The 24,368-nt window shown below is 63.3% G+C and carries 23 protein-coding genes; 17 read left to right on the forward strand and 6 right to left on the reverse strand.

Annotated elements, in window-relative coordinates:
* From ACIQUI_RS08645 to ACIQUI_RS08655, 3 genes are all read left to right on the forward strand, one after another.
* Positions 1-264: transposase (locus tag ACIQUI_RS08645; RefSeq protein WP_403197141.1), on the forward strand; the 264-nt coding region annotated here is incomplete at its 5' end.
* A 196-nt stretch (positions 265-460) separates the two neighbouring features.
* Positions 461-715, forward strand: coding sequence for an outer membrane protein assembly factor BamE (gene bamE / locus ACIQUI_RS08650; protein ID WP_003249234.1), 255 nt, complete (start codon positions 461-463; stop codon positions 713-715).
* Positions 712-1,284: a lipocalin family protein gene (locus tag ACIQUI_RS08655; RefSeq protein ID WP_403197143.1), complete on the forward strand. Its 573-nt coding sequence runs from the start codon at positions 712-714 to the stop codon at positions 1,282-1,284. Before bamE ends, ACIQUI_RS08655 begins: the two co-directional genes overlap by 4 nt.
* 114 nt (positions 1,285-1,398) lie before the next feature.
* Here the strand turns inward: ACIQUI_RS08655 and ACIQUI_RS08660 are convergent, their stop codons facing one another.
* Positions 1,399-2,763: a formimidoylglutamate deiminase gene (locus ACIQUI_RS08660; RefSeq protein ID WP_403197145.1), complete on the reverse strand. Its 1,365-nt coding sequence runs from the start codon at positions 2,761-2,763 to the stop codon at positions 1,399-1,401.
* Between the two features lie 142 nt (positions 2,764-2,905).
* Between ACIQUI_RS08660 and hutC the strand changes: the two genes are divergently transcribed.
* From hutC to ACIQUI_RS08730, 14 genes are all read left to right on the forward strand, one after another.
* A complete protein-coding gene (gene hutC / locus ACIQUI_RS08665; protein ID WP_338747539.1) occupies positions 2,906-3,616 on the forward strand; it encodes a histidine utilization repressor in 711 nt (236 codons plus the stop codon).
* A complete protein-coding gene (locus tag ACIQUI_RS08670; protein WP_403197146.1) occupies positions 3,613-4,185 on the forward strand; it encodes a HutD family protein in 573 nt (190 codons plus the stop codon). The genes hutC and ACIQUI_RS08670 overlap by 4 nt, the downstream gene beginning before the upstream one ends.
* Before the next feature lie 257 nt (positions 4,186-4,442).
* Positions 4,443-6,116 carry a urocanate hydratase gene (gene hutU / locus ACIQUI_RS08675; RefSeq protein ID WP_403197149.1) on the forward strand — a complete coding sequence of 558 codons (1,674 nt, stop codon included), beginning with the start codon at positions 4,443-4,445 and terminating at the stop codon, positions 6,114-6,116.
* A gap of 107 nt (positions 6,117-6,223) precedes the next feature.
* The gene (hutH, locus tag ACIQUI_RS08680) at positions 6,224-7,756 is read left to right on the forward strand and encodes a histidine ammonia-lyase (RefSeq protein WP_403197151.1); all 1,533 of its coding nucleotides are present in this window, start codon (positions 6,224-6,226) and stop codon (positions 7,754-7,756) included.
* A 153-nt stretch (positions 7,757-7,909) separates the two neighbouring features.
* On the forward strand, positions 7,910-9,313 hold the full coding sequence (locus ACIQUI_RS08685; protein ID WP_403197152.1) for an amino acid permease: 1,404 nt from the start codon (positions 7,910-7,912) through the stop codon (positions 9,311-9,313).
* Positions 9,314-9,328: 15 nt separating this feature from the next.
* Positions 9,329-10,534 carry an imidazolonepropionase gene (hutI, locus tag ACIQUI_RS08690; protein WP_403197155.1) on the forward strand — a complete coding sequence of 402 codons (1,206 nt, stop codon included), beginning with the start codon at positions 9,329-9,331 and terminating at the stop codon, positions 10,532-10,534.
* Positions 10,535-10,544: 10 nt separating this feature from the next.
* The gene (gene hutG / locus ACIQUI_RS08695) at positions 10,545-11,348 is read left to right on the forward strand and encodes an N-formylglutamate deformylase (protein ID WP_403197158.1); all 804 of its coding nucleotides are present in this window, start codon (positions 10,545-10,547) and stop codon (positions 11,346-11,348) included.
* Positions 11,349-11,606: 258 nt separating this feature from the next.
* Entirely contained in the window at positions 11,607-12,578 is a 972-nt protein-coding gene (gene pip, locus ACIQUI_RS08700) for a prolyl aminopeptidase (protein WP_391126347.1), read from the forward strand.
* Positions 12,575-13,012, forward strand: coding sequence for a D-aminoacyl-tRNA deacylase (gene dtd / locus ACIQUI_RS08705; RefSeq protein ID WP_403197162.1), 438 nt, complete (start codon positions 12,575-12,577; stop codon positions 13,010-13,012). The genes pip and dtd overlap by 4 nt, the downstream gene beginning before the upstream one ends.
* A 323-nt stretch (positions 13,013-13,335) precedes the next feature.
* A complete protein-coding gene (locus tag ACIQUI_RS08710; RefSeq protein WP_403197165.1) occupies positions 13,336-15,015 on the forward strand; it encodes a glucan biosynthesis protein in 1,680 nt (559 codons plus the stop codon).
* The gene (gene mdoH / locus ACIQUI_RS08715; RefSeq protein WP_403197168.1) at positions 15,008-17,581 is read left to right on the forward strand and encodes a glucans biosynthesis glucosyltransferase MdoH; all 2,574 of its coding nucleotides are present in this window, start codon (positions 15,008-15,010) and stop codon (positions 17,579-17,581) included. The genes ACIQUI_RS08710 and mdoH overlap by 8 nt, the downstream gene beginning before the upstream one ends.
* A 237-nt stretch (positions 17,582-17,818) precedes the next feature.
* On the forward strand, positions 17,819-18,616 hold the full coding sequence (locus ACIQUI_RS08720) for a transporter substrate-binding domain-containing protein (protein ID WP_403197542.1): 798 nt from the start codon (positions 17,819-17,821) through the stop codon (positions 18,614-18,616).
* A gap of 111 nt (positions 18,617-18,727) precedes the next feature.
* Positions 18,728-19,690, forward strand: coding sequence for an ABC transporter permease subunit (locus ACIQUI_RS08725; protein ID WP_391126339.1), 963 nt, complete (start codon positions 18,728-18,730; stop codon positions 19,688-19,690).
* On the forward strand, positions 19,683-20,417 hold the full coding sequence (locus ACIQUI_RS08730; RefSeq protein WP_403197544.1) for an amino acid ABC transporter ATP-binding protein: 735 nt from the start codon (positions 19,683-19,685) through the stop codon (positions 20,415-20,417). The genes ACIQUI_RS08725 and ACIQUI_RS08730 overlap by 8 nt, the downstream gene beginning before the upstream one ends.
* 120 nt (positions 20,418-20,537) lie before the next feature.
* On the opposite strand, the gene ACIQUI_RS08735 is transcribed toward ACIQUI_RS08730, so the two are convergent.
* From ACIQUI_RS08735 to ACIQUI_RS08755, 5 genes are all read right to left on the reverse strand, one after another.
* Positions 20,538-22,115, reverse strand: a complete 1,578-nt coding sequence (locus ACIQUI_RS08735) for a methyl-accepting chemotaxis protein (protein ID WP_403197171.1) — start codon at positions 22,113-22,115, stop codon at positions 20,538-20,540.
* Positions 22,116-22,216: 101 nt separating this feature from the next.
* Positions 22,217-22,924 (reverse strand): 16S rRNA (uracil(1498)-N(3))-methyltransferase, encoded by a 708-nt coding sequence (locus tag ACIQUI_RS08740; protein ID WP_403197173.1) that lies wholly within the window; start codon positions 22,922-22,924, stop codon positions 22,217-22,219.
* The gene (tatC, locus tag ACIQUI_RS08745; RefSeq protein ID WP_012274575.1) at positions 22,921-23,709 is read right to left on the reverse strand and encodes a twin-arginine translocase subunit TatC; all 789 of its coding nucleotides are present in this window, start codon (positions 23,707-23,709) and stop codon (positions 22,921-22,923) included. Before tatC ends, ACIQUI_RS08740 begins: the two co-directional genes overlap by 4 nt.
* Positions 23,706-24,083: a Sec-independent protein translocase protein TatB gene (tatB, locus tag ACIQUI_RS08750; protein ID WP_403197176.1), complete on the reverse strand. Its 378-nt coding sequence runs from the start codon at positions 24,081-24,083 to the stop codon at positions 23,706-23,708. The genes tatC and tatB overlap by 4 nt, the downstream gene beginning before the upstream one ends.
* A 3-nt stretch (positions 24,084-24,086) precedes the next feature.
* Positions 24,087-24,359 (reverse strand): twin-arginine translocase TatA/TatE family subunit, encoded by a 273-nt coding sequence (locus ACIQUI_RS08755; RefSeq protein WP_403197179.1) that lies wholly within the window; start codon positions 24,357-24,359, stop codon positions 24,087-24,089.
* Positions 24,360-24,368 lie beyond the last annotated feature (9 nt).

Consider the following 24,368-nt stretch of genomic DNA (forward strand, 5'->3'; position numbering starts at 1 on the left):
GTAGTTCAGCAATCGGGAGAGTTCATAGGTCAGAGCACCATCTCGCGTACGGGCGCCTCAAGGCTGCGTGCGGGCTTGTGGATGTCAGGCACTGTCTCAATCAGGCACAACCCTGTCGTGAAGGACCTGGCAGAGCGGTTGAGCAGCCGGCACAAAGCCTACAAACAGATCGTCTGCGCGGCGATGCGCAAGCTGCTGCACCTGGTTTACGGGGTGGTGAAGTCGGGGATACCGTTTGACCCCAAAATCCCTCTTGCGGGGTGAGGGTCAAGACGGTATCTACAGGGGGCGGCTTTTTTATTGGCGGGTGATTAATGCTTTGTGATTAATCGCACAGTAGTGGCCATCCGACCAATGGTGTAGCGGCAAAGGGGGTGGGGTAGGGAACCCGGGAGGGATTTTTGCGTCGAAGGTCACTGCAGGCCACTCGCCTGTTTTCACCTCTCCAGGAGTGTCCTTCATGTCGTTGCGTTCCCTCGCCCTGTTGTCGCTGTGCGTCGTCCTGACTGCCTGCAGCAAGATCAACCAGGAAAACTATTCCAAGATCAAGGCCGGTATGAACAAGGCCGAGGTCGAGCAGTTGCTCGGTACGCCGACCGAGTGCTCTGGCGCGCTGGGTATGAGCAGCTGCACCTGGGGGGACGAGAAGAGCTTCATCAGCGTGCAATACGCCGCTGACAAGGTGCTGATGTATTCAGGGCAGGGCCTCAAATGAGGCGTGTGTACCTGCTGATGGGGGTATGCCTGGCGCTGCTGCTGGGCGGTTGCGCAGGCTCCGTGCACGACCCTCTGGCGCCGAAGACCGCCGGTAATGTCGACCTCAAGCGCTACCAGGGTAAATGGTTTGAACTGGCGCGCCTGCCGATGCGCTACCAGACCGGTTGTGAGCAATCCGAAGCGCACTACAACCTCAAGCCGGATGGCACCTTCGGCGTGCTCAACCGCTGCCGCACCATGGGTGATGAGTGGCTGCGTGCCGAGGGGCATGCGAGCATTCAGGAACCGGGGCATACCGACAAGCTGTGGGTAGAGTTCGATAACTGGTTCACCAAGCTGGTGCCTGGCGTGGCTCGGGGGGAGTACTGGATTCTGTATGTGGACGATCACTACCGCACGGCAGTGGTTGGCAGCCCGGATCGCAAATACCTGTGGATTTTGTCGCGTACGCCGACGTTGCCGGCCTGGGAGCGGGAGAGCCTGCTGTCCAAGGCGCGGCAACAAGGTTATGACACCAGCCGCCTGATCTGGCGGGCGTCCGATCAGCAAATCGTCAAGATGCACTGATTTTCTGGGGTTGCTTTGCAACCCTTCGCGGGCACGCCCGCTCCCACAGGGTTTAGCGCAGAACCTGTGGGAGCGGGCGTGCCCGCGAAGGGCTGCAAAGCAGCCCCAATACACCTACCCCAAAAGCTGGCGCAGTACCTCGGCAAAAGCCCGCGCGCTCTGCTCTTCCTGCGCATGCCGCCCCTGGCGCACCACCCACTGCCCATTAACCATGACATCGCGCACCTGGCGATCGCCACCAGCAAACAGCCAACGGTTAAGAATGGCATCGCCATCCGCCAAGGCGATGTAAGGGTCCTGCCCATCGAGCACCAGCCAGTCGGCACGCTTGCCCACGGCCAGTTCCCCGACCGCTTGCCCCAGCGCCTGCGCCCCGCCTGCCAGTGCCGCGTCATACAACGTGCGCCCAACCATCGGCTGGTCGCCGCGATGCAGGCGGTTGCGCCGTTGATCACGCAGCCGCTGGCCATATTCCAGCCAGCGCAGCTCTTCGACCACGCTCAGCGACACATGGCTGTCCGAGCCAATGCCCATGCGCCCGCCCTGCGCCAGGTAGTCCACCGCCGGGAAAATCCCGTCGCCCAGGTTGGCCTCCGTGGTCAGGCACAGCCCGGCCACCGCGCCGCTGCGGGCCATGGCAGTCACCTCATCCGGCTCGGCATGGGTGGCATGCACCAGGCACCAACGGTGGTCCACGTCCACATGCTCGTACAGCCATTGCAGCGGGCGCAGGCCGCTCCAGGCCAGGCAGTCGTCGACCTCCTTCTGCTGCTCGGCGATATGGATATGCACCGGGCATTGCTTGTCGCTGGCCGCCAGCACTTCGGCAATCTGCCCAGGCGTTACCGCCCGCAGCGAGTGGAAGCACAGCCCCAGTTGTTGCGCAGGTTGTGCGGCCAGCACCTGGGTCAGTTGCGCTTGCAACTGCAGGTACTGTTCGGTGGAATTGATAAAGCGCCGCTGCCCCTCGTTAGGCGCCTGGCCGCCGAACCCGGCGTGGCTGTAAAGCACCGGCAGCAAGGTCAGGCCAATGCCTGTGTCGGCCGCAGCCGCGCTGATGCGGCGGGACAGCTCGGCCGGGTCGGCATAAGCCTTGCCAGCCTGGTCGTGGTGCACGTAGTGGAATTCGGCTACCGAGGTGTAGCCGGCCTTGAGCATCTCGATGTACAGCTGGCGGGCGATGACCTGCAACTGGTCCGGGCTGATCTGGCCGACCAGGCGATACATCAGGTCGCGCCAGGTCCAGAAGCTGTCGTTGGGATTGCCGGCTACTTCCGCAAGGCCTGCCATGGCGCGCTGGAAGGCATGCGAGTGCAGGTTGGGCATGCCGGGCAGCAGCGGGCCGGCCACGCGCTCGGCACCTTCGGCCGAAGCGCCGGGCTCGATCCTGGCCACGTGGCTATCGCTGGCGACCTCGATACGGACATGGCTGGCCCAGCCCGTAGGTAGCAGTGCGCGTTCGGCGAAGTAGGCGGACATCGGTGAAATCCTGTTATTGTTAACTTGTATATACATATACAGGCGTTTGCCTGCCGGGTAAACTGCGGCAAGCTACCGCTCATTCCATTGCAAAGGACTCAACGCCGTGCCGACACCTCCTGTCTCCGCGCTGGTTGCCCAGATGGGCGAGGGCCCGGCGCCGCTGTATGCCCGGGTCAAACAGATGATCATCCAGCAGATCGACAACGGCAGCTGGCCACCCCATCACCGGGTACCCTCGGAGAGCGAACTGGTCAGCGAGCTGGGCTTCAGCCGCATGACCATCAACCGCGCATTGCGCGAGCTCACGGCCGAAGGCCTGCTGGTGCGCATGCAAGGCGTGGGCACCTTCGTGGCTGAGCCCAAGGGCCGTTCGGCACTGTTCGAGGTCAACAACATCGCCGACGAAATTGCCGCGCGCGGCCACCAGCATAGCTGCCAGGTGATCACTCTCACCGAGGAAGCTGCCGGCTCCGAGCGGGCCTTGGCCCTGGACATGCGTGAAGGCCAGCGGGTGTTCCACTCGTTGATCGTGCATTTCGAGAATGGCGTGCCGGTGCAAATCGAGGACCGCTACGTGAACGCGGCAATCGCCCCCGACTACCTCAAGCAGGATTTCACCCGGCAGACGCCTTACGCCTACCTGTCCCAGGTGGCGCCATTGACCGAAGGCGAGCACGTGGTCGAAGCGATTCTCGCCGAGCCGGAAGAATGCCGCCTGTTGCAGATCGAGCGTGGCGAACCCTGCCTGCTGATTCGCCGTCGCACCTGGTCCGGCCGCCAGCCAGTGACCGCTGCACGGTTGATCCACCCCGGTTCCCGTCATCGCCTGGAAGGACGTTTCAGCAAATGAGCCAGTTGCAGTTGTTGCGTGCAAAGGATTACCCGCGCATGCCGTGGAAGAACGGCGGCGGGTTCACCGAAGAGATTACCCGTGACAGTGGCGAAGGCCTGGACGGCTTTGGCTGGCGCCTGTCGATCGCCGATATCGAGGAGTCGGGTGGCTTTTCCACCTTTGCCGGCTACCAGCGGATCATCACTGTACTGCAGGGTGATGGCATGCGCTTGATGGTCGATGGCCAGGCCAGCCGGCCGTTGTTGCCGTTCGATGCGTTTGCCTTCAGCGGTGAGAGCCAGGTCAGCTGCAAGCTGCTGGGCGGGGCGATTCGCGATTTCAACCTGATCTATGCGCCGCAGCGGTACCGGGCAAGGTTGCAGTGGTTCGATGGCACCAGCCGGTTATACAGCTCGGCGTCGACGGTGTTGCTGTTCGCGGCCAGCAATCAGGTCGAGGTGGCAATTACCGGGCGCGAGACGCAGCGCCTGGGGTTGTATGACTGCCTACGGGTAGAAGGCAGCGATGAGTTGTTGGGGCTGGAAGTGCAGGGGCGCTGTTGCCTGATCGAACTCATTTCACGTTGAGATAGCCGGGGCTGCTGCGCAGCCCTTTCGCGACACAAGGCCGCTCCTACAGCGACCGCGTCTGCCTAGGATTACGCGGTCCCTTGTAGGAGCGGCCTTGTGTCGCGAAAGGGCCGCAAAGCGGCCCCGGCTTTTTCAGCCATTCAGCAGATCAGTCCGATTATTTTGGTTGTCCATGCTTGTACATACAAGTAAAGGTGTGTTTGTATATTGACCACGACATACCCGCCCGCGGACGACCGCAGAGGACCTTTCCCGTGACCGACAACAACAAATACCGTGACGTTGAAATCCGTGCCCCACGTGGCAACAAGCTGACCGCCAAAAGCTGGCTGACCGAAGCGCCACTGCGCATGCTGATGAACAACCTCGACCCACAGGTTGCGGAAAACCCGAAAGAGCTGGTGGTGTACGGCGGTATTGGCCGCGCCGCCCGTAACTGGGAATGCTACGACAAGATCGTCGAAACCCTGACCCGCCTGGAAGACGACGAAACCCTGCTGGTGCAGTCGGGCAAGCCGGTCGGTGTGTTCAAGACCCACAGCAACGCCCCGCGCGTACTGATCGCCAACTCCAACCTGGTACCCCACTGGGCCAACTGGGAACACTTCAACGAACTGGACGCCAAGGGCCTGGCCATGTACGGCCAGATGACCGCCGGCAGCTGGATCTACATTGGCAGCCAGGGCATCGTTCAGGGCACCTATGAAACCTTCGTCGAAGCCGGTCGCCAGCACTACGGCGGCAGCCTGAAAGGCAAGTGGGTACTTACCGCAGGGCTCGGCGGCATGGGCGGCGCCCAGCCACTGGCCGCAACCCTGGCCGGCGCCTGCTCGCTGAACATCGAGTGCCAGCAGAGCCGCATCGACTTCCGCCTGGAAACCCGCTACGTCGACGAACAGGCCGCCGACCTCGACGACGCCCTGGCCCGTATCGCCAAGTACACCGCCGAAGGCAAGGCGATTTCCATCGCCTTGCACGGCAACGCCGCCGAAATCCTGCCAGAGCTGGTCAAGCGTGGCGTGCGCCCGGACATGGTCACCGACCAGACCAGCGCCCACGACCCGCTGAACGGCTACCTGCCCGCCGGCTGGACCTGGGAACAGTACCGCGACCGCGCGCAGACCGAGCCGGCTGCAGTGGTCAAGGCCGCCAAGCAGTCGATGGCCGTGCACGTTCAAGCCATGCTCGACTTCCAGAAGCAGGGCGTGCCGACCTTCGACTACGGCAACAACATCCGCCAGATGGCCAAGGAAGAGGGCGTGTCCAATGCCTTCGACTTCCCAGGCTTCGTGCCGGCCTACATCCGCCCGCTGTTCTGCCGCGGCGTTGGCCCGTTCCGCTGGGCGGCTCTGTCTGGCGAGGCCGAGGACATCTACAAGACCGACGCCAAGGTCAAGGAACTGATCCCGGACGATGCCCACCTGCACCGCTGGCTGGACATGGCCCGCGAGCGCATCAGCTTCCAGGGCCTGCCGGCACGTATCTGCTGGGTTGGCCTGGGCCTGCGCGCCAAGCTGGGCCTGGCGTTCAACGAAATGGTACGCAGCGGCGAGCTGTCGGCACCTGTGGTGATCGGCCGTGACCACCTGGATTCCGGCTCGGTTTCCAGCCCTAACCGTGAAACCGAAGCGATGCGCGACGGCTCCGATGCAGTTTCCGACTGGCCGCTGCTCAACGCCCTGCTCAACACCGCTGGCGGCGCCACCTGGGTATCGCTGCACCACGGTGGTGGTGTCGGCATGGGCTTCTCGCAGCATTCGGGCATGGTCATCGTCTGCGACGGCACCGATGAAGCCGCCGAGCGTATCGCCCGCGTGCTGACCAACGACCCGGGGACTGGCGTAATGCGCCACGCCGATGCCGGTTACGACATCGCCATCGACTGTGCCAAGGAGCAGGGCCTGGACCTGCCGATGATCACTGGCTGATCGCCACGCTTTGGCTCGCACCCCGCAAGGGGTGATACTGAACAACAAGAAGGAGCGCGCAGGCACCCGACAACGGGCCTGCGGCTCCACGCGATTGGAGTAGTAACGTGACCGAACTCACCCTCAAGCCCGGCACCCTGACCCTGGCCCAGCTGCGCGCCATTCACGCCGCGCCGGTGCGCCTGCAGCTGGATGCCAGCGCCGACCAGCCGATCAACGACAGCGTTGCCTGCGTCGAGCAGATTCTTGCCGAAGACCGCACTGCCTATGGCATCAACACCGGTTTCGGCCTGCTGGCCTCGACCCGCATCGCCAGCCACGACCTGGAAAACCTGCAGCGCTCGCTGGTGCTGTCCCACGCCGCCGGTGTCGGCGCGCCGCTGGATGACGACCTGGTGCGCCTGATCATGGTGCTGAAGATCAACAGCCTCAGCCGCGGCTTCTCCGGCATTCGCCGTAAAGTGATCGATGCGCTGACTGCGTTGGTCAACGCCGAGGTTTACCCGCACATTCCGTTGAAGGGCTCGGTCGGCGCCTCGGGCGACCTCGCACCACTGGCGCACATGTCGCTGGTACTGCTGGGTGAAAGCAAGGCGCGTTACAAAGGCCAATGGCTGCCGGCCACCGAAGCGCTGGCGATTGCCGGCCTCGAGCCACTGACCCTTGCTGCCAAGGAAGGCCTGGCCCTGCTCAATGGTACCCAGGCTTCCACGGCCTACGCCCTGCGTGGCCTGTTCCAGGCCGAAGACCTTTACGCTGCCGCCATTGCCTGCGGTGGCCTGACCGTCGAAGCCGCGCTGGGCTCGCGTTCGCCGTTCGATGCCCGTGTACATGCCGTGCGTGGCCAGCGCGGCCAGATCGACACCGCTGCCTGCTTCCGCGACCTGCTGGGCGACTCCAGCGAAGTGTCGCTGTCGCACAAGAACTGCGACAAGGTCCAGGACCCGTACTCGCTGCGCTGCCAGCCGCAGGTCATGGGCGCCTGCCTGACCCAGCTGCGCCAGGCCGCCGAGGTATTGGGCATCGAAGCCAACGCCGTGTCGGACAACCCGTTGGTGTTCGCTGCCGAAGGTGACGTGATTTCCGGTGGCAACTTCCACGCAGAACCCGTGGCCATGGCCGCCGACAACATCGCCCTGGCCATCGCCGAAATCGGCTCGCTCAGCGAGCGCCGCATCTCGCTGATGATGGACAAGCACATGTCCCAGCTGCCGCCGTTCCTGGTGGAAAACGGCGGGGTCAACTCCGGCTTCATGATCGCCCAGGTCACCGCTGCTGCCCTGGCCAGCGAGAACAAGGCGCTGTCGCACCCGCACAGCGTCGACAGCCTGCCAACTTCGGCCAACCAGGAAGACCACGTGTCGATGGCCCCGGCTGCCGGCAAGCGCCTGTGGGAAATGGCCGAAAACACCCGTGGCGTGCTGGCCATCGAATGGCTCGGTGCCTGCCAGGGCCTGGACCTGCGCAAAGGCCTGAAGACTTCGGCCAAGCTGGAGCAGGCGCGCCAGGCCCTGCGCAGCGAAGTTCCGCACTACGACCGTGACCGTTTCTTCGCGCCGGACATCGAAAAGGCCGTGGAACTGTTGGCCAAGGGTAGCCTGACCGGTTTGCTGCCGGCGGGTGTGCTGCCAAGCCTGTAATGCCCCCTGGGGCCGCTGTGCGGCCCATTCGCAGCGCAAGGCTGCTCCTACAAAGGCGACGATGCTCTCTTGTAGGAGCAGCCTTGTGCTGCGAAAGGGCTGCAACGCAGCCCCCTGAATCTCACGACCACAAAAACAATTTAAGGACGTGACATGCAACAAGCTCAAGGTCTCAAGCGCGGGCTAAGTGCCCGCCACATCCGTTTCATGGCCCTCGGTTCGGCCATCGGCACCGGCCTGTTCTACGGCTCCGCCTCGGCTATCCAGATGGCCGGCCCGGCCGTGCTGCTGGCCTACCTGATCGGCGGCGCCGCGGTGTTCATGGTCATGCGCGCCCTCGGCGAAATGGCCGTGCACAACCCGGTGGCCGGTTCCTTCGGCCACTACGCCAGCACCTACCTCGGCCCCATGGCCGGCTTCATCCTTGGCTGGACCTACGCCTTCGAGATGGTCATCGTTGCCATCGCCGACGTCACCGCCTTCGGTATCTACATGGGCTTCTGGTTCCCGGAAGTGGCGCGCTGGATCTGGGTGCTGGGCATCGTGTTCCTGATCGGCGGCCTCAACCTGTGCAACGTCAAGGTGTTCGGCGAGATGGAGTTCTGGCTGTCGCTGCTCAAGGTCGGCGCCATCGTGGCGATGATCCTGGCCGGCCTCGGCATCATGGCCTTTGGCTTCAGCCAGGTGGGGACCGGGCATGCCGTCGGCGTCAGCAACCTGTTCGACCACGGCGGCTTCATGCCTAACGGCGTGGGTGGCCTGATCGCGTCGTTTGCCGTGGTGATGTTCGCCTTCGGCGGTATCGAGATCATCGGCGTCACTGCCGGTGAGGCCAAGGACCCGCAGCGGGTCATCCCCAAGGCGATCAACGCCGTGCCGCTGCGCATCCTGCTGTTCTATGTGCTCACCCTGTTCGTGCTGATGTGCCTGTACCCATGGCCGCAGATCGGCAGCGAAGGTAGCCCGTTCGTGCAGATCTTCAGCAACCTGGGTATTGGCTCTGCCGCCGCGGTACTGAACGTCGTGGTGATTTCCGCCGCGATCTCTGCCATCAACAGCGACATCTTCGGTGCTGGCCGCATGATGTATGGCTTGTCCCATCAAGGCCATGCGCCACGCAGCTTCGGCAAGCTGTCGAAACATGGGGTGCCGTGGATGACCGTGGTGGTAATGGGCGCCGCGTTGCTGATCGGGGTGCTGCTCAACTACCTGATCCCGGAAAACGTGTTCCTGCTGATCGCTTCGATCGCCACCTTCGCCACCGTGTGGGTGTGGCTGATGATTCTGCTGACCCAGGTGGCCATGCGCCGCAGCATGAGCCGTGAAGACGTGGCCCAGCTGAAGTTCCCGGTACCGTTCTGGCCTTACGGCCCTGCCATGGCCATTGCGTTCATGGTGTTCATCTTTGGTGTGCTCGGCTACTTCCCGGACACCCAGGCGGCATTGATCGTTGGTGTGGTCTGGGTGGTGTTCCTGGTGGCGTCCTACCTGCTGTGGTGCAAGCCGCGCGCAGGGCAGGGCAAGCCGGCAGCAGAGCCGGTAGAGCTGCACCGCTAGCAAAGGAGATTGTGCATGAGAACCCTCTGGCAGCACTGCCATGTGGCAACCATGGCCGGGGGCCGTTACTCGGTGATCGAGGACGCGGCCATTGTCACCAGCGCCGGCCTGATCGAATGGATCGGCCCGCGCACCGAGCTGGTGCCAATCGATGCTGACCGCACGGTGGACCTGGGCGGTGCCTGGGTCACTCCCGGCTTGATCGACTGCCACACCCACGCAGTGTTCGGTGGCAACCGCAGCGGCGAGTTCGAGCAACGCCTGCAAGGCGTGAGCTATGCCGAGATCGCCGCCCAGGGCGGCGGCATCGCCAGCACCGTGCGGGCCACCCGTGCGGCCAGCGAGGACGCGTTGTTCGCCAGTGCCCGCCAGCGGGTTCAGGCGCTGATGCGCGATGGCGTGACCACCATCGAGGTCAAGTCCGGCTACGGCCTGGACCTGGCCAACGAGCGCAAGATGCTGCGCGTGGCCCGGCGCCTGGCCGATGAGCTGCCGCTGGCGGTACGCGCCACCTGCCTGGCCGCACACGCCTTGCCGCCGGAGTACGCCGGCAGGGCCGATGACTACATCGCACACATCTGTGACGAAATGCTGCCGGCTTTGGCCGCTGAAGGGCTGGTGGATGCGGTGGACGCCTTCTGCGAACACTTGGCCTTTTCGCCAGCACAGGTCGAAAAGGTGTTCATCAAGGCCCATGAACTGGGCCTGCCGGTGAAGCTGCATGCCGAGCAGCTCTCGTCGCTGCATGGCTCCAGCCTGGCGGCGCGTTACCAGGCGCTGTCAGCCGATCATCTGGAGTTCATGACCGAGGAAGACGCCATCGCCATGGCTAAGGCAGGCACGGTTGCCGTGCTGCTGCCGGGCGCCTTCTACTTCCTGCGAGAAACGCAGTTGCCGCCTATGGATGCCCTGCGCCGCCATGGGGTGAAGATTGCCCTGGCCAGCGACCTCAACCCGGGCACCTCGCCTGGCCTGTCGCTGCGCCTGATGCTGAACATGGGCTGCACGTTGTTCCGCATGACCCCGGAAGAAGCCCTGGCCGGCGTCACGCTGCATGCCGCCACGGCACTTGGCCTGGGTGATAGCCATGGCTCGCTGGAAGTGGGCAAGGTAGCCGACTTCGTCGCCTGGCAAATCGAGCGCCCTGCCGACCTGGCCTACTGGCTGGGCGGCGACCTGCCCAAGCGCGTGGTGCGCAAGGGCCATGAAATTTCCAATTGAGTGAGGCACGATGGACAAGGTACTGAGTTTTCACCAGGGCCACCTGCCACTGCTGATCAGCATGCCACACGCCGGCCTGCGCCTGACCGACGCCGTGCGCGACGGCCTGGTCGACCAGGCGCGCAGCCTGCCGGACACCGACTGGCATATCCCACAGCTGTACGACTTTGCCCGCGACATGGGTGCCAGCGTACTAGCGGCGGAGTATTCGCGCTTTGTCATCGACCTGAACCGCCCGGATGACGACAAGCCACTGTATGTCGGCGCCACCACCGGCCTGTACCCGGCCACGCTGTTCGAGGGCGAGCCGCTGTTCAAGGAAGGGCAGGTGCCCACTGAGCAAGAGCGTAAGCAGTATCTGGAGCAGATCTGGCGCCCCTACCACGACACCGTCCGCAACGAGCTGGACCGCTTGCGTGAGCAGTATGGCTACGCGCTGCTGTGGGATGCCCATTCTATTCGTTCGCTGATTCCGCACCTGTTCGATGGCAAGTTGCCGGACTTCAACCTGGGTACCTTCAATGGCGCCAGTTGCGATCCGGCACTGGCCGAGCGGCTGCAAGGCGTCTGTGCCGAAGCCCTGGACTACAGGCATGTGCTAAACGGCCGCTTCAAGGGTGGGCATATCACCCGCCATTACGGCGACCCGGCCAAGCACATCCATGCCGTGCAGCTGGAGTTGGCGCAGAGCACCTACATGGAAGAAACCGAGCCGTTCGCCTACCGCGAAGACCTGGCGCAGCCAACCCGGCAAGTGCTGCAGCGCTTGTTGCAGGTTTGCCTGGCGTGGGGGCGGGAGCGCTACGGGCGGTAGATCCACCACCCGGCCTACTCAATTTCTGCACGTTGACGGGGCCCTTGTGGGAGCGGGTTCACCCGCGAACACCGGCGCAACCGGTGCCATGCACCGCGTTGGATTCTTCGCGGGCGCGCCCGCTCCCACCGGGCGCGGGAGGCGCCTGCCAACCTGGCACGCCGCTTCAAACCATTTCGCAAGCTTGGCCGTGATGCTCTTGGCGCAATTCAGGTTTATGATGGCCCACGGCCGAATAATCCTCACACGGAGTGCGCAATGCAGACCCTGTACCCGCAGATCAAACCCTACGCCCGGCACGATCTGGCCGTGGAAGCGCCGCATGTGCTGTATGTCGACGAAAGCGGCTCGCCAGAGGGGCTGCCCGTGGTGTTCATCCACGGAGGCCCGGGCGCCGGTTGCGACGCGCAGAGCCGTTGTTACTTTGACCCCAACCTGTATCGCATCATCACCTTCGACCAGCGCGGCTGCGGCCGCTCCACGCCGCACGCGAGCCTGGAAAACAACACCACCTGGCACCTGGTCGAGGACCTGGAGCGCATTCGCGAGCACCTTGGCATCGACAAATGGGTGCTGTTCGGCGGCTCGTGGGGCTCAACCTTGGCCCTGGCCTACGCCCAGACCCACCCCGAGCGCGTGCACGGCCTGATCCTGCGCGGCATCTTCCTGTGCCGGCCGCAGGAGATCGAGTGGTTCTACCAGGAGGGTGCCAGCCGCCTGTTCCCCGACTACTGGCAGGACTACATCGCGCCGATTCCCCCGGAAGAGCGCGGCGACCTGGTGACCGCCTTCCACAAACGCCTGACCGGTAACGATCAGATCGCCCAGATGCATGCGGCCAAGGCTTGGTCCACCTGGGAGGGCCGTACCGCTACCCTGCGCCCCAACCCGCTGGTGGTCGACCGCTTCTCCGAGCCGCAGCGGGCACTGTCGATCGCCCGTATCGAATGCCACTACTTCATGAACAATGCGTTCCTCGAACCGGACCAGCTGATCCGCGACCTGCCGAAAATCGCCCACCTGCCGGCGGTGATCGTGCACGGTCGTTACGACGTGATCTGCCCGCTGGACAACGCCTGGGCGCTGCATCAGGCCTGGCCGAACAGTGAGCTCAAGGTGATCCGCGACGCCGGCCACGCCGCTTCCGAGCCTGGTATCACCGATGCGCTGGTGCGTGCTGCCGACCAGATGGCCCGGCGCCTGCTCGACCTGCCCCTGGAAGAAGCATGAGGGGCTTGCTGCAGCGCGTGCGCGGTGCACGGGTAGAGGTGGCGGGGGAAGTGGTCGGGGCCATCGACCAGGGTTTGCTGGTGCTGGTGGCCGTCGAGCCTGAAGATTCCCGCGAACACGCCAATAAACTGTTGCACAAGCTGCTGAACTACCGTGTGTTCAGCGATGAGCAGGGCAAGATGAACCTGTCGCTCAAGGATGTCGGCGGTGGTTTGTTGCTGGTGTCGCAGTTCACCCTGGCGGCAGATACCCGCAACGGCATGCGCCCGAGCTTCTCGACGGCTGCGCCACCGGCCCTCGGCGCCGAGTTGTTCGACTATCTTTTGCAGCAGGCGAAGGCCCGGCATACCGACGTGGCCAGCGGCCAATTTGGTGCAGACATGCAGGTGCACCTGGTGAATGATGGCCCCGTAACATTTATGTTACAAATATGAGGTCAAAAAACCCTTTGTTTATAGGAAAACAAGGGGTTTTGTACGATAAATAGTTGTTCCAGCCTGATGCGTTGTCACGCGACCTGCTGGATAATCGCGCGCTGCATGGACCTGCGTTCGCAGGTTCGTTTCACTCTGACTCGAGCATTGTCTGGATCCGTTTGGGGAATCATTACGCCCTCACGGGGTCGGAACAGTGCTCGCCAACCCGGCATTTGTCGCTGGCCGTTGGTTTCATGATCTGTTTTCGGCGAGGGTTGCTCGTGATTGTTAGTCCCCAAAAAGCATCAAGAATCCCCGGCACCGGGCTGCGCAGGGCCCTGATGGCCAGTGTGGCACTGGTCGGCCTGATGAGCGCGGGCCAGCTGTGGGCATTCAATCTTGACGATGTTGCAGCCAAGGCAAAGGATCTGGCCGGCCAGAAGTACGAAGCACCTAAAAGCAACCTGCCGGCCGTATTCCGCGACATGAAGTTTGCGGACTACCAGAAAATTCATTTCCTGCAGGAAAAGGCCGAGTGGGCCAAGGACAAGACCCCGTTCAAGCTGTCGTTCTATCACCAGGGCATGCATTTCGATACCCCGGTCAAGATCAACGAGGTCACCGCCACCAAGGTCGAAGAAATCAAGTACGACCCGAGCCGCTTCGAGTTCGGTGACGTGCCACACGACCCGGAAACCACCAAGAACCTGGGTTATGCCGGTTTCCGCGTGCTGTACCCGATCAACAAGGCCGACAAGCAGGACGAGATCATGACCCTGCTTGGCGCCAGCTACTTCCGCGTGGTCGGCAAGGGCCACGTGTACGGCCTTTCGGCCCGTGGCCTGGCCATCGACACCGCGCTGCCGTCGGGCGAGGAATTCCCGCGCTTCACCGAGTTCTGGGTCGAGAAACCCAAGCCGGCCGACAAGCACCTGGTGATCTACGCCCTGCTGGATTCGCCGCGCTCCACCGGTGCCTACAAGCTGACCCTGCGCCCGGGCAACGATACCGTGGTCGACGTACAGTCCAAGGTGTTCCTGCGTGACCAGGTCAGCCGCCTGGGTATTGCCCCGCTGACCAGCATGTACCTGTTCGGCCCCAACCAGCCGTCCAAGGTGCTCAACTATCGCCCGGCCTTGCATGACTCCGAAGGCCTGTCGATTCATGCCGGCAATGGCGAGTGGATCTGGCGCCCGCTGAACAACCCGAAGCACCTGGCCGTGAGCAACTTCAGTGTCGAGAACCCGCGTGGTTTCGGCCTGATGCAGCGCCAGCGCGCCTTCAGCGACTATGAAGACCTCGACGACAACTACCAGAAGCGCCCAAGCGCCTGGATCGAGCCGAAGGGTGATTGGGGCAAAGGTACCGTTGACCTGGTCGAAATTCCGACCGCTGACGAGACCAACGACAACATCGTGGCCTTCTGGAGCCCGGAAAAACTGCCCGAAGCCGGCAAGCCGATCGAGTACGCCTACCGCCTGCACTGGACCATCGACGAGCCGAAGTTCCAGGCCGCCGAGCTGGGCTGGGTCAAGCAGACCCTGCGTTCCACCGGTGACGTCAAGCAGTCCAACCTGATCCGTCAGCCAGACGGCAGCGTGGCCTTCCTGGTCGACTTCGCTGGCCCGGCCCTGGCCGCGCTGCCGGAAGACACCGCCGTGCGCAGCCAGATCAGCGTTGACGACAACGCCGAGGTGGTCGAGAACAATCTGCGCTATAACCCAGAGACCAAGGGCTGGCGCCTGACCCTGCGGCTGAAGGTCAAGGAAGCCAACAAGTCGACCGAAATGCGTGCCGCTTTGGTGCGTGACGTGCCGGTCGAAGCTACCAAACCTGCCCAGGAAGCCAAGCAGGACAAGGCCACAGCCAAGCATGCCAAGGCCGACAAGGCCAGCAAGGCCGAGCCGGCTGCCAAGGCCGAACAACCTGCCGCCGATGCGGCACCCACTAACGGGGCCCCGGCCACCACCGAGAAGGTGCTGACCGAGACCTGGAGCTATCAGTTGCCTGCCGATGAGTGACTCAAACGCAAGGCCAGTATCGCTTGGCGAGTACCTGGCTCACCTACCACTGAGTGACGAGCAGCGGGCAGAACTTGCCAGCTGCACCTCGTTCAGCGAGCTGCACCAACGCCTGGCGGCCAACCCGGCCGCCAGCGCTGCCGAGGCCGTGCAGGCCTCGGTTGGCCCGCGCCTGACCGTGGGCAGCGCTGCCGAGCTGGAAGACGCCGAAATGCTCGGCGTCGATGGCAGCGGCCGCCTGTGCCTGAAGATTGCCCCGCCGATCAAGCGCACAAAGGTGGTGCCCGAGCCTTGGCGCACCAACGTGCTGATCCGCATGTGGCGACGCATGACCGGCCGGCCGAATGCGCCGCAGCCACCCAAGCGCGAGCTGCCACCAGCACGCTGGCGCACGGTCGGTTCGATCCGCCGTTACATCCTGCTGACCCTGATGATCGGCCAGACCATCGTCGCCGGTTGGTACATGAAGGGCATCCTGCCGTACCAGGGCTGGTCGTTCGTCGACCTCGACGAAATCCTCAGCCAGTCGCTGTGGGACACAGTGGTGCAGGTGTGGCCGTATGCTTTGCAAACCTCCATCCTGATTCTCTTCGGCATCTTGTTCTGCTGGGTATCGGCGGGCTTCTGGACCGCATTGATGGGCTTCCTCGAGCTGCTCACCGGGCGCGACAAGTACAAGATTTCCGGCAGCAGCGCCGGCAATGAGCCGATTGCGCCCGAAGCGCGTACCGCGCTGGTGATGCCGATCTGCAACGAAGACGTGCCGCGCGTGTTCGCCGGCCTGCGCGCCACGTTCGAGTCGGTGGCCGCCAGCGGTAACCTCGACCGCTTCGACTTCTTCGTGCTCAGCGACACCAACGACACCGACATCGCCGTGGCCGAGCAACAGGCCTGGCTGGACGTGTGCCGCGAAACCAAAGGCTTCGGCCGTATCTTCTACCGCCGCCGCCGGCGCCGGGTGAAGCGCAAGAGCGGCAACCTCGACGACTTCTGCCGTCGCTGGGGTGGCGAGTACAAGTACATGGTCGTGCTCGACGCCGACAGCGTCATGAGCGGCGAATGCCTGAGCAGCCTGGTGCGCCTGATGGAGGCCAACCCGGACGCCGGTATCATCCAGACCGGGCCGAAAGCCTCGGGCATGGACACCCTGTACGCACGCATGCAACAGTTTGCCACCCGCGTATACGGCCCGCTGTTCACCGCCGGCCTGCACTTCTGGCAGCTGGGCGAGTCGCACTACTGGGGCCACAACGCGATCATTCGCATGAAGCCGTTCATCGAGCACTGCGCCCTGGCGCCGTTGCCGGGCAAGGGCGCGTTCGCCGGTGCGATTCTCTCCCACGACTTCGTCGAAGCTGCGCTGATGCGCCGTGCTGGCTGGGGCGTGTGGATTGCCTATGACCTGCCGGGCAGCTACGAAGAACTGCCGCCCAACCTGCTCGACGAGCTCAAGCGTGACCGCCGCTGGTGCCACGGCAACCTGATGAACTTCCGCCTGTTCCTGGTCAAGGGTATGCACCCGGTGCACCGTGCGGTGTTCCTCACTGGGGTGATGTCGTACCTGTCGGCGCCGCTGTGGTTCCTGTTCCTGGTACTGTCGACCGCGCTGCTGGCGACCAACACCCTGATGGAGCCGCAGTACTTCATCGAGCCGTACCAGCTGTACCCGCTGTGGCCGCAGTGGCACCCGGAAAAGGCCGTGGCGCTGTTCTCCACCACCATCGTGCTGCTGTTCCTGCCCAAGCTGCTCAGTATCATCCTGATCTGGGCCAAGGGTGCCGTCGAGTTCGGTGGGCGGGTGAAGGTTACCTTGTCGATGCTGATGGAGATGCTGTTCTCCATGCTGCTGGCGCCGGTCCGTATGATCTTCCACACCCGCTTCGTGCTCGCCGCGTTCCTGGGCTGGGCCGCGACCTGGAACTCGCCGCAGCGTGACGACGATTCCACCCCGTGGAGCGAGGCTGTGCGTCGCCATGGCCCGCAAACCCTGCTGGGCATTGCCTGGGCTGCGCTGGTAGCCTGGTTGAACCCGAGCTTCCTGTGGTGGCTGGCGCCGATCGTTGGCTCGCTGGTGCTGTCGATCCCGGTTTCGGTGATCTCCAGCCGCACGCGCCTGGGCCTGGCGGCCAAGGACGAGAAGCTGTTCCTCATCCCCGAGGAATACGCCACGCCGCAAGAGTTGCTGGCCACTGACCAGTACACCCACGAAAACCGCTGGCATGCCCTGCATGACGGCTTCGTGCGGGCCGTGGTCGACCCGCGGCAGAACGCCCTGGCCTGCGCCATGGCCACTGCCCGTCATGGTCAGGCGGCGCCAATCGAGGCGCTGCGTGCCGAGCGCGTGGCCAAGGCGATGGAGGTCGGGCCGAAAGGGCTGGACCTCAACACCCGCCTGGCCCTGCTCAGCGACCCGGTGGCGCTGACCCGCCTGCACGAGCAGGTGTGGGCAGAGCACAACGCGGCGTGGATCGATGTGTGGCGTGCGTCGATCAAGAACGACCCGCATTCGCCGCTGTTGCCGCTGCACCCGGAGAACGAAGGCCAACCGGCACTCGTCGGCGCCTGACCGGGCCTATTCGCGGGTGAACCCGCTCCCACAGGGGCTGTGCAGTACCTTGTGGGAGCGGGTTCACCCGCGAAGCTTTTCAGGGCCCAGGCCGATTTTGGCCAACAAAGTCCCCCCCAGCGCTAGGTCCCCGGGCCGCCATGCGTTAGCATCCCATTCCGATACGACGCACCGGCCGGTACGGCCGTGCCAACACAATAAGATTCGCTACTTTTCTTGCTAGGGGACTTGGTGATGATCAAGAAATACCTTTCGCGGCTGATGGTCGGTGTAACCGCCCTGGTCGCTGTAACTGCGGCCCAGGCAGGCGCCATCGATGACGCGGTCAAGCGCGGCACCCTGAAGGTGGGCATGGACCCAACCTACATGCCGTTCCAGATGACCAACAAGCGTGGCGAGATCATCGGCTTCGAGGTCGATATTCTCAAGGCCATGGCCAAGTCCATGGGCGTGAAGTTCGAGGCTGTTTCCACCGCCTATGACGGCATCATCCCGGCCCTGCTGACCGACAAGTTCGACATGATCGGCAGCGGCATGACCCTGACCCAGGAACGCAACCTGCGCCTGAACTTCAGCGAACCCTTCATCGTGGTTGGCCAGACCCTGCTGATCCGCAAGGAGCTGGCTGACGAGATCAAGTCGTACAAAGACCTGAACAACGAAAAGTACCGTCTGACCTCCAAGCTGGGCACTACCGGCGAAATGGTCTCCAAGAAGCTGATCGGCAAAGCCAAGTACCACGGCTACGACAACGAACAGGAAGCGGTGATGGACGTGGTCAACGGCAAGGCTGACGCCTTTGTCTATGACGCGCCGTACAACGTGGTGGCAGTAGAGAAGGCTGGTGCCGGCAAGCTGCTGTTCCTCGAAGAACCGTTCACCTACGAGCCGCTGGCCTTCGGCCTGAAGAAAGGCGACTACGACAGCATCAACTTCATCAACAACTTCCTGCACCAGATCAAGCATGACGGGACCTACGATCGTATTCACGACAAGTGGTTCAAGAACAAGGACTGGCTGAAGGAAATGGAATAAAAGCTAGCTTCAAGCCGCAAGTTGCAAGCTGCAAGAAGAAGCGGGTCGGTGCACGGTCCGCTTTTTCTTGCAGCTTGTAGCTTGCGGCTTGCCGCTTTCTGGAGTACCCACGTGATCAAACACAAGAAAGCCCAGTGGCCCTGGCACGGGTTGACCGCCTTGGTGCTGGTGGGCCTGGCAGTCAGCCTGTACCTGGCCACCTCGATGATGTCCTACGAGTGGCGCTGGAACCGCGTACCGCAGTACTTCGCCTACAAGGCAGAAGATACACAACGTGCTGCCGGTTACGGCACCGTTCAGGAAATCGTCATTTCCGGCGATAACGCCCGCGTCACGCTGAAGGACGAAAACGGCGATGAGCAAGTGCTCGACGTGGCCAAGGACAGCCTGCAACTGAGCCGTGGCGACGATGTTGCCGAAGGCGACCAGATCGGTGTAACCCGCCATTGGGCCGCCGGCCCGCTGGCCTGGGGCCTGTGGACCACGTTGTGGCTGTCGGTGGTGTCCGGGGCGTTGGGCCTGGTGATTGGTCTGTTCGCCGGGTTGTGCCGGTTGTCGAACAACCCGACCCTGCGTGACCTGTCGACCGTTTATGTCGAACTGGTGCGCGGCACGCCGCTGCTGGTGCAGATTTTCATCTTCTACTTCTTCATCGGCACCGTGCTCAACCTGTCACGCGAGTTCGCCGGCGTGGCGGCACTGGCGCTGTTCACCGGTGCCTATGTGGCCGAAATCGTCCGTGCTGGCGTGCAGTCCATCGCCAAGGGCCAGAACGAAGCTGCCCGCTCGCTGGGCCTGAACGCTGGCCAGTCGATGCGCCATGTGATCCTGCCGCAGGCGTTCAAGCGCGTACTGCCACCGTTGGCTGGCCAGTTCATCAGCCTGGTCAAGGACACCTCGCTGGTGTCGGTGATCGCCATCACCGAACTGACCAAGAGCGGCCGCGAGGCCATCACCACGTCTTTCTCGACCTTCGAGATCTGGTTCTGCGTGGCAGGCCTGTACCTGCTGATCAACCTGCCGCTGTCGCACATTGCCAGCCGGCTCGAGCGGAGGCTTGCGCAAAGTGATTGAAGTCCGTGACCTGCTGAAAGTCTTCGATACCCGTGGCCATGTGGTGCGGGCTGTGGATAACGTCACCACCCAGGTGGCCAAGGGTGAAGTGGTGGTAGTGCTTGGCCCGTCGGGTTCGGGCAAGTCGACCTTCCTGCGCTGCCTCAACGGCCTGGAGCATTTCGACGAAGGCTTGGTAGCCATCGACGGCCTGCAACTGGCCGACCCGAAGACCGACATCAACGCCTACCGCCGCGAAGTCGGCATGGTGTTCCAGCACTTCAACCTGTTCCCGCACATGACCGTGCTGGAAAACCTGTGCCTGGCGCAGAAGGTGGTGCGCAAGCGCAACAAGGCTGACCGCGAGGCCAAGGCCCGGGCGCTGCTGGAAAAGGTCGGCATTGCACAGAAGGCCAACGAGTACCCGTCACGGCTTTCCGGGGGCCAGCAGCAGCGTGTCGCGATTGCCCGGGCTTTGTGCATGGAGCCCAAGGTCATGCTGTTCGATGAACCGACTTCTGCACTGGACCCGGAAATGGTCGGTGAGGTGCTGGACGTGATGAAGACCCTGGCCCAGGAAGGCATGACCATGGTCTGCGTTACCCACGAAATGGGCTTTGCCCGTGAAGTGGCTGACCGGGTGCTGTTCTTCGATCATGGCAAACTGCTGGAGGATGCCTCGCCGCAGACCTTCTTCGATGCACCGAAGGACCCACGTGCGCAGGCGTTCCTGCGTCAGGTGCTGTAACCGCACCGGCCTCTTCGCGGGCACGCCCGCTCCCACAGATGCTGCACGAATTTTGAGTGCTGTGCAGTACCTGTGGGAGCGGGCGTGCCCGCGAAGAGGCCAGTGCAGGCGGCCTGTTTATCAGAGCCTGAATCGCCCCACCAATCCTTGCAGGTGAGTACCAAGGCGCGCCAGTTCTACGCTGGAGCTTGCCGTCTCTTCACTCGCTGCCGAAGTCTGGTCCGAGATATCCCGCACATTCATCACGCTGCGGTTTATCTCTTCAGCCACTGCCGTCTGTTCCTCTGCTGCCGTGGCAATCTGCTGGTTCATCGCCTGAATCGACGACACGGTGCGGGTGATGGTCTCCAGCGAGCTGCCAGCACGACGGGTCAGCTCGACACTGCTGTCGGTCAACTGGCGGCTGTTGTCCATCACGCTGGCCACCCGCTGGGTACCACTTTGCAGGCCGGCGATCAATTCTTCGATCTCTTCGGTCGACTGCTGGGTGCGTTGGGCCAGGCTACGCACTTCGTCGGCGACCACGGCAAAACCACGCCCGGCTTCACCGGCACGGGCGGCCTCGATCGCCGCGTTCAGGGCCAGCAGGTTGGTCTGCTGGGCCACCGACTTGATCACGTCGAGCACGCTGCCGATCTTGTCACTTTCGGTCTTGAGCTGGTTCATCGCTTCGCTTGAGTTCACCACTTCGCCCGCCAGGCGCTCGATCTGCGCGACAGCTTCGCCCACCACCCGGTCACCTTCACGGGCTTGCTGATCGGCCATCAGGGCCGCTTCCGAGGCCTGCTCGGCGTTGCGTGCCACCTCGTGCACAGTGGCGGTCATCTGGTTCATGGCGGTCGCCACCTGGTCGGTCTCGACCTTCTGGTTGTTGACCCCCGCGCTGGTCTGCTCGGTGACGGCCGACAGCTGTTCGGCGGCACTGGCGATCTGCGTTACCCCGTCACCAATCCCGCCGATCAGCTCGCGCAGGCCTTGGGTCATGCGCTGCATGCTGGCCTGCAACTGGCCCAGTTCGTCGCGGCGCTGCACCGGCAGGCTCTGGGTCAGGTCGCCATTGGCCACGCGCTCTGCGGCGCGCAAGGTCTGGCGCAGCGGGATGATGATCTGCCGGGTAATGGCCCAGGCGGCCAGCAGCCCAAGGGCCAAGGCCAGCGCGGTGGCCGCAGCGAGCAAGGTTTTGGCCTGGGCAGCGCCGGCGTCTCGCACTGCGGTTTGTGAGACTGTCATCGCCTGGCTGGTCTGCAACAGTACCGTGCCTTGCTCAGCCATGCGCCGCAAGGCCTGCTCCGTCCCGTCGGGGTCGGCAGCCGATTGCTTGAGGTCAGCGAACGCTTGCCGATATTGGCGAACCGCTGTCATCTGCTGCTGGAGGCGTTGCTGGTCGTCGGGCTTTTCGATCTGGCCAAGCATCAGCTGGATCTGGCGCTCCAGATCGTCCAACGCTTTTTCCAGCTCTGCCACGGCTACGTTGTCGCGGTTGCGCTCATAGTGCTGGCGAGCGATACGCAAGTCCTGGGTGTACTGATGAATGACCGAGATACTCCCCAGCTTGTCGCCACGCTCGATGATGCTGTCCATGCCGTGCCAGCCGGTCAGGGTGATGGCCAAGGTCAGCAGCAGTACCAGGCCGAAGCCCAGCCCCAGTTTGCGGTTGACGCTCACATTGCCCAGCGATTGGGCTAACCATTGATACATGTACGACTCCCTGGCGACTTGGCAGTACAAATAGTTGTTGTATTGCCAAGGCCATCGGCCTGGGAGGGGGAAACTTGATGGGCGAGAAAGTGACGTTTGCGTCAGAAAATACGCGAAAGCAGCGCAGTGACGGCGGTTTCTACCCGCAGGATACGGTCACCCAGTTGCACCGGTGCCAGGCCAGCCTTGCCTAGCAGGTCTATTTCGTAGGGGATCCAGCCACCCTCGGGGCCGATGGCCAGTGTGACGGCCTGCTCCACGGCGCGCGGGCAGGCAGGGTAGGGGCCGGGGTGGCCGACCAGGCCCAGGGTGCCAGCGGCGATGGCGGGCAGACGGTCTTCGACGAAGGGCTTGAAGCGCTTCTCGATGATGACCTCAGGCAGCACCGTATCACGCGCCTGCTCAAGGCCGAGGATCAGGTTTTCGCGAATGCTCTGCGGCTGCAGGAACGGCGTTTGCCAGAAGCTTTTCTCGACCTTGTAGCTGTTCAGCAGGATCAGCCGTGGCACGCCCAGGGTGGCTACGGTCTGGAACAACCGGCGCAGCATTTTTGGCCTTGGTACGGCAAGCACCAGGGTCAGCGGCAGCTTGGCCGGTGGCTGCTGGTCGAAGGCCACTTCAAGTTCGGCTTCGTGCTTTTCCAGGCGCAGCACCGTGGCCTTGCCCATCAGGCCGTTGACGCGGCCCACGCGCAGGTTGTCGCCCACCGCAACACCGTGGATTTCCTGCATGTGGGTAAAGCGCCGGTCAGCGAGAACGACGCGGTCGGCCGAGACGAAGTCGGCCTCTTCAAGGAGCAACAGATTCACGGTTGGGTCGCTGGTGGTTGGTCGTTGTGGTCGTTGGCTTCTTCGTCGTGGGCGCTACGCTTGCGGATCAGGCTGCCGCACAGCACGCCGACCTCGAACAACAGCCACATGGGCACGGCCAGCAAGGTCTGGGAGAAGATGTCCGGCGGGGTAAGCACCATGCCGACCACGAAGCAGCCGATGATCACGTAAGGGCGGATCTTCTTCAGGTACTTCACGTCGACCACGCCGATCCACACCAGCAGCACCACCGCCACCGGGATTTCGAAGGCCACGCCAAAGGCGAAGAACAGCGTCATCACGAAATCGAGGTAGTTGGCGATGTCGGTCATCATTGCAACGCCTGCCGGGGTGGCGGCGGCAAAGAACTTGAACATCAGCGGGAACACCAGGAAATAGGCAAAGGCCATACCGGCGTAGAACAGCAGAATGCTCGACACCAGCAGCGGAATGGCAATGCGCTTTTCATGGCGGTACAGCCCGGGTGCGATAAAGCCCCAGATCTGTTGCAGGATGAACGGGATCGCCAGGAACAGCGACACGATCATGGTCAGCTTGAACGGCGTGAGGAACGGCGAGGCCACGTCGGTGGCGATCATCGTCGCGTTGGCCGGCAAATGGTCGCGCAGGGGCGCCGAGACCAGCGTGTAGATCTGCTGGGCGAAGGAGAACAGCCCGGCAAAGATCAGGAAAATGACGGCGACGCAGCGCAACAGGCGGGTGCGCAGTTCGGTCAGGTGCGAAACCAGCGGCATGGGCTGGTCGTGTTCCGGATTTTCGCTCATGGGGCTCGCGGTGGTTGAGGCGGTTCAGAAGGTGTGGCCGGGGCGGCTGGAGTATCGACCGGCCTGGCCTCAAGCCCGGCAGGCGGCTGCACGCTTGCGGTGGTCACAGGTGGCTGCGCCGGCGGCGTCATTGGGTTGAGGATGCGCTTGGCTTCCTCTTCCATCTGCAGGATGTGCTCGTTGTGCAGCTGGCGGCGGATGTCGTCGGCGCCGATTTCGCGCTCGACCTCCATCTTGATGCTGTTGAAGCTGCGCTTGAGCCGGCCGATCCAAAGGCCTGCCGTGCGCGCGGCACCCGGCAGGCGCTCGGGGCCGAGCACCAGCAGGGCGACAAGGCCGACGAGCAGCAGCTCGCTGAAACTGATGCCGAACATGGGTCAGTCTTTCCGCTGCGGCTCTTGGGCCGGCTGGGCCTGCCCTTCGATGGTGTGGCCTTGCTGTGGCTGGGCGGTGTTCTGCACCGGCGGCACGGGCTGGGCAGGCGGCGGGGTCTGCTCGGCCGGTTTGGTCTCTTCCTCGTTCATGGCCTTGCGAAAGCCCTTGATCGACTCACCCAGGTCGCTGCCGAAGTTCTTCAGCTTCTTGGTGCCGAACACCAGGACGACCACTACCAGCAGGACGATCCAGTGTTTCCAGTCAAAGATACCCATTTCGTACTC

The organism is Pseudomonas sp. NPDC090592 (assembly GCF_044769185.1).
GTDB lineage: Bacteria > Pseudomonadota > Gammaproteobacteria > Pseudomonadales > Pseudomonadaceae > Aquipseudomonas.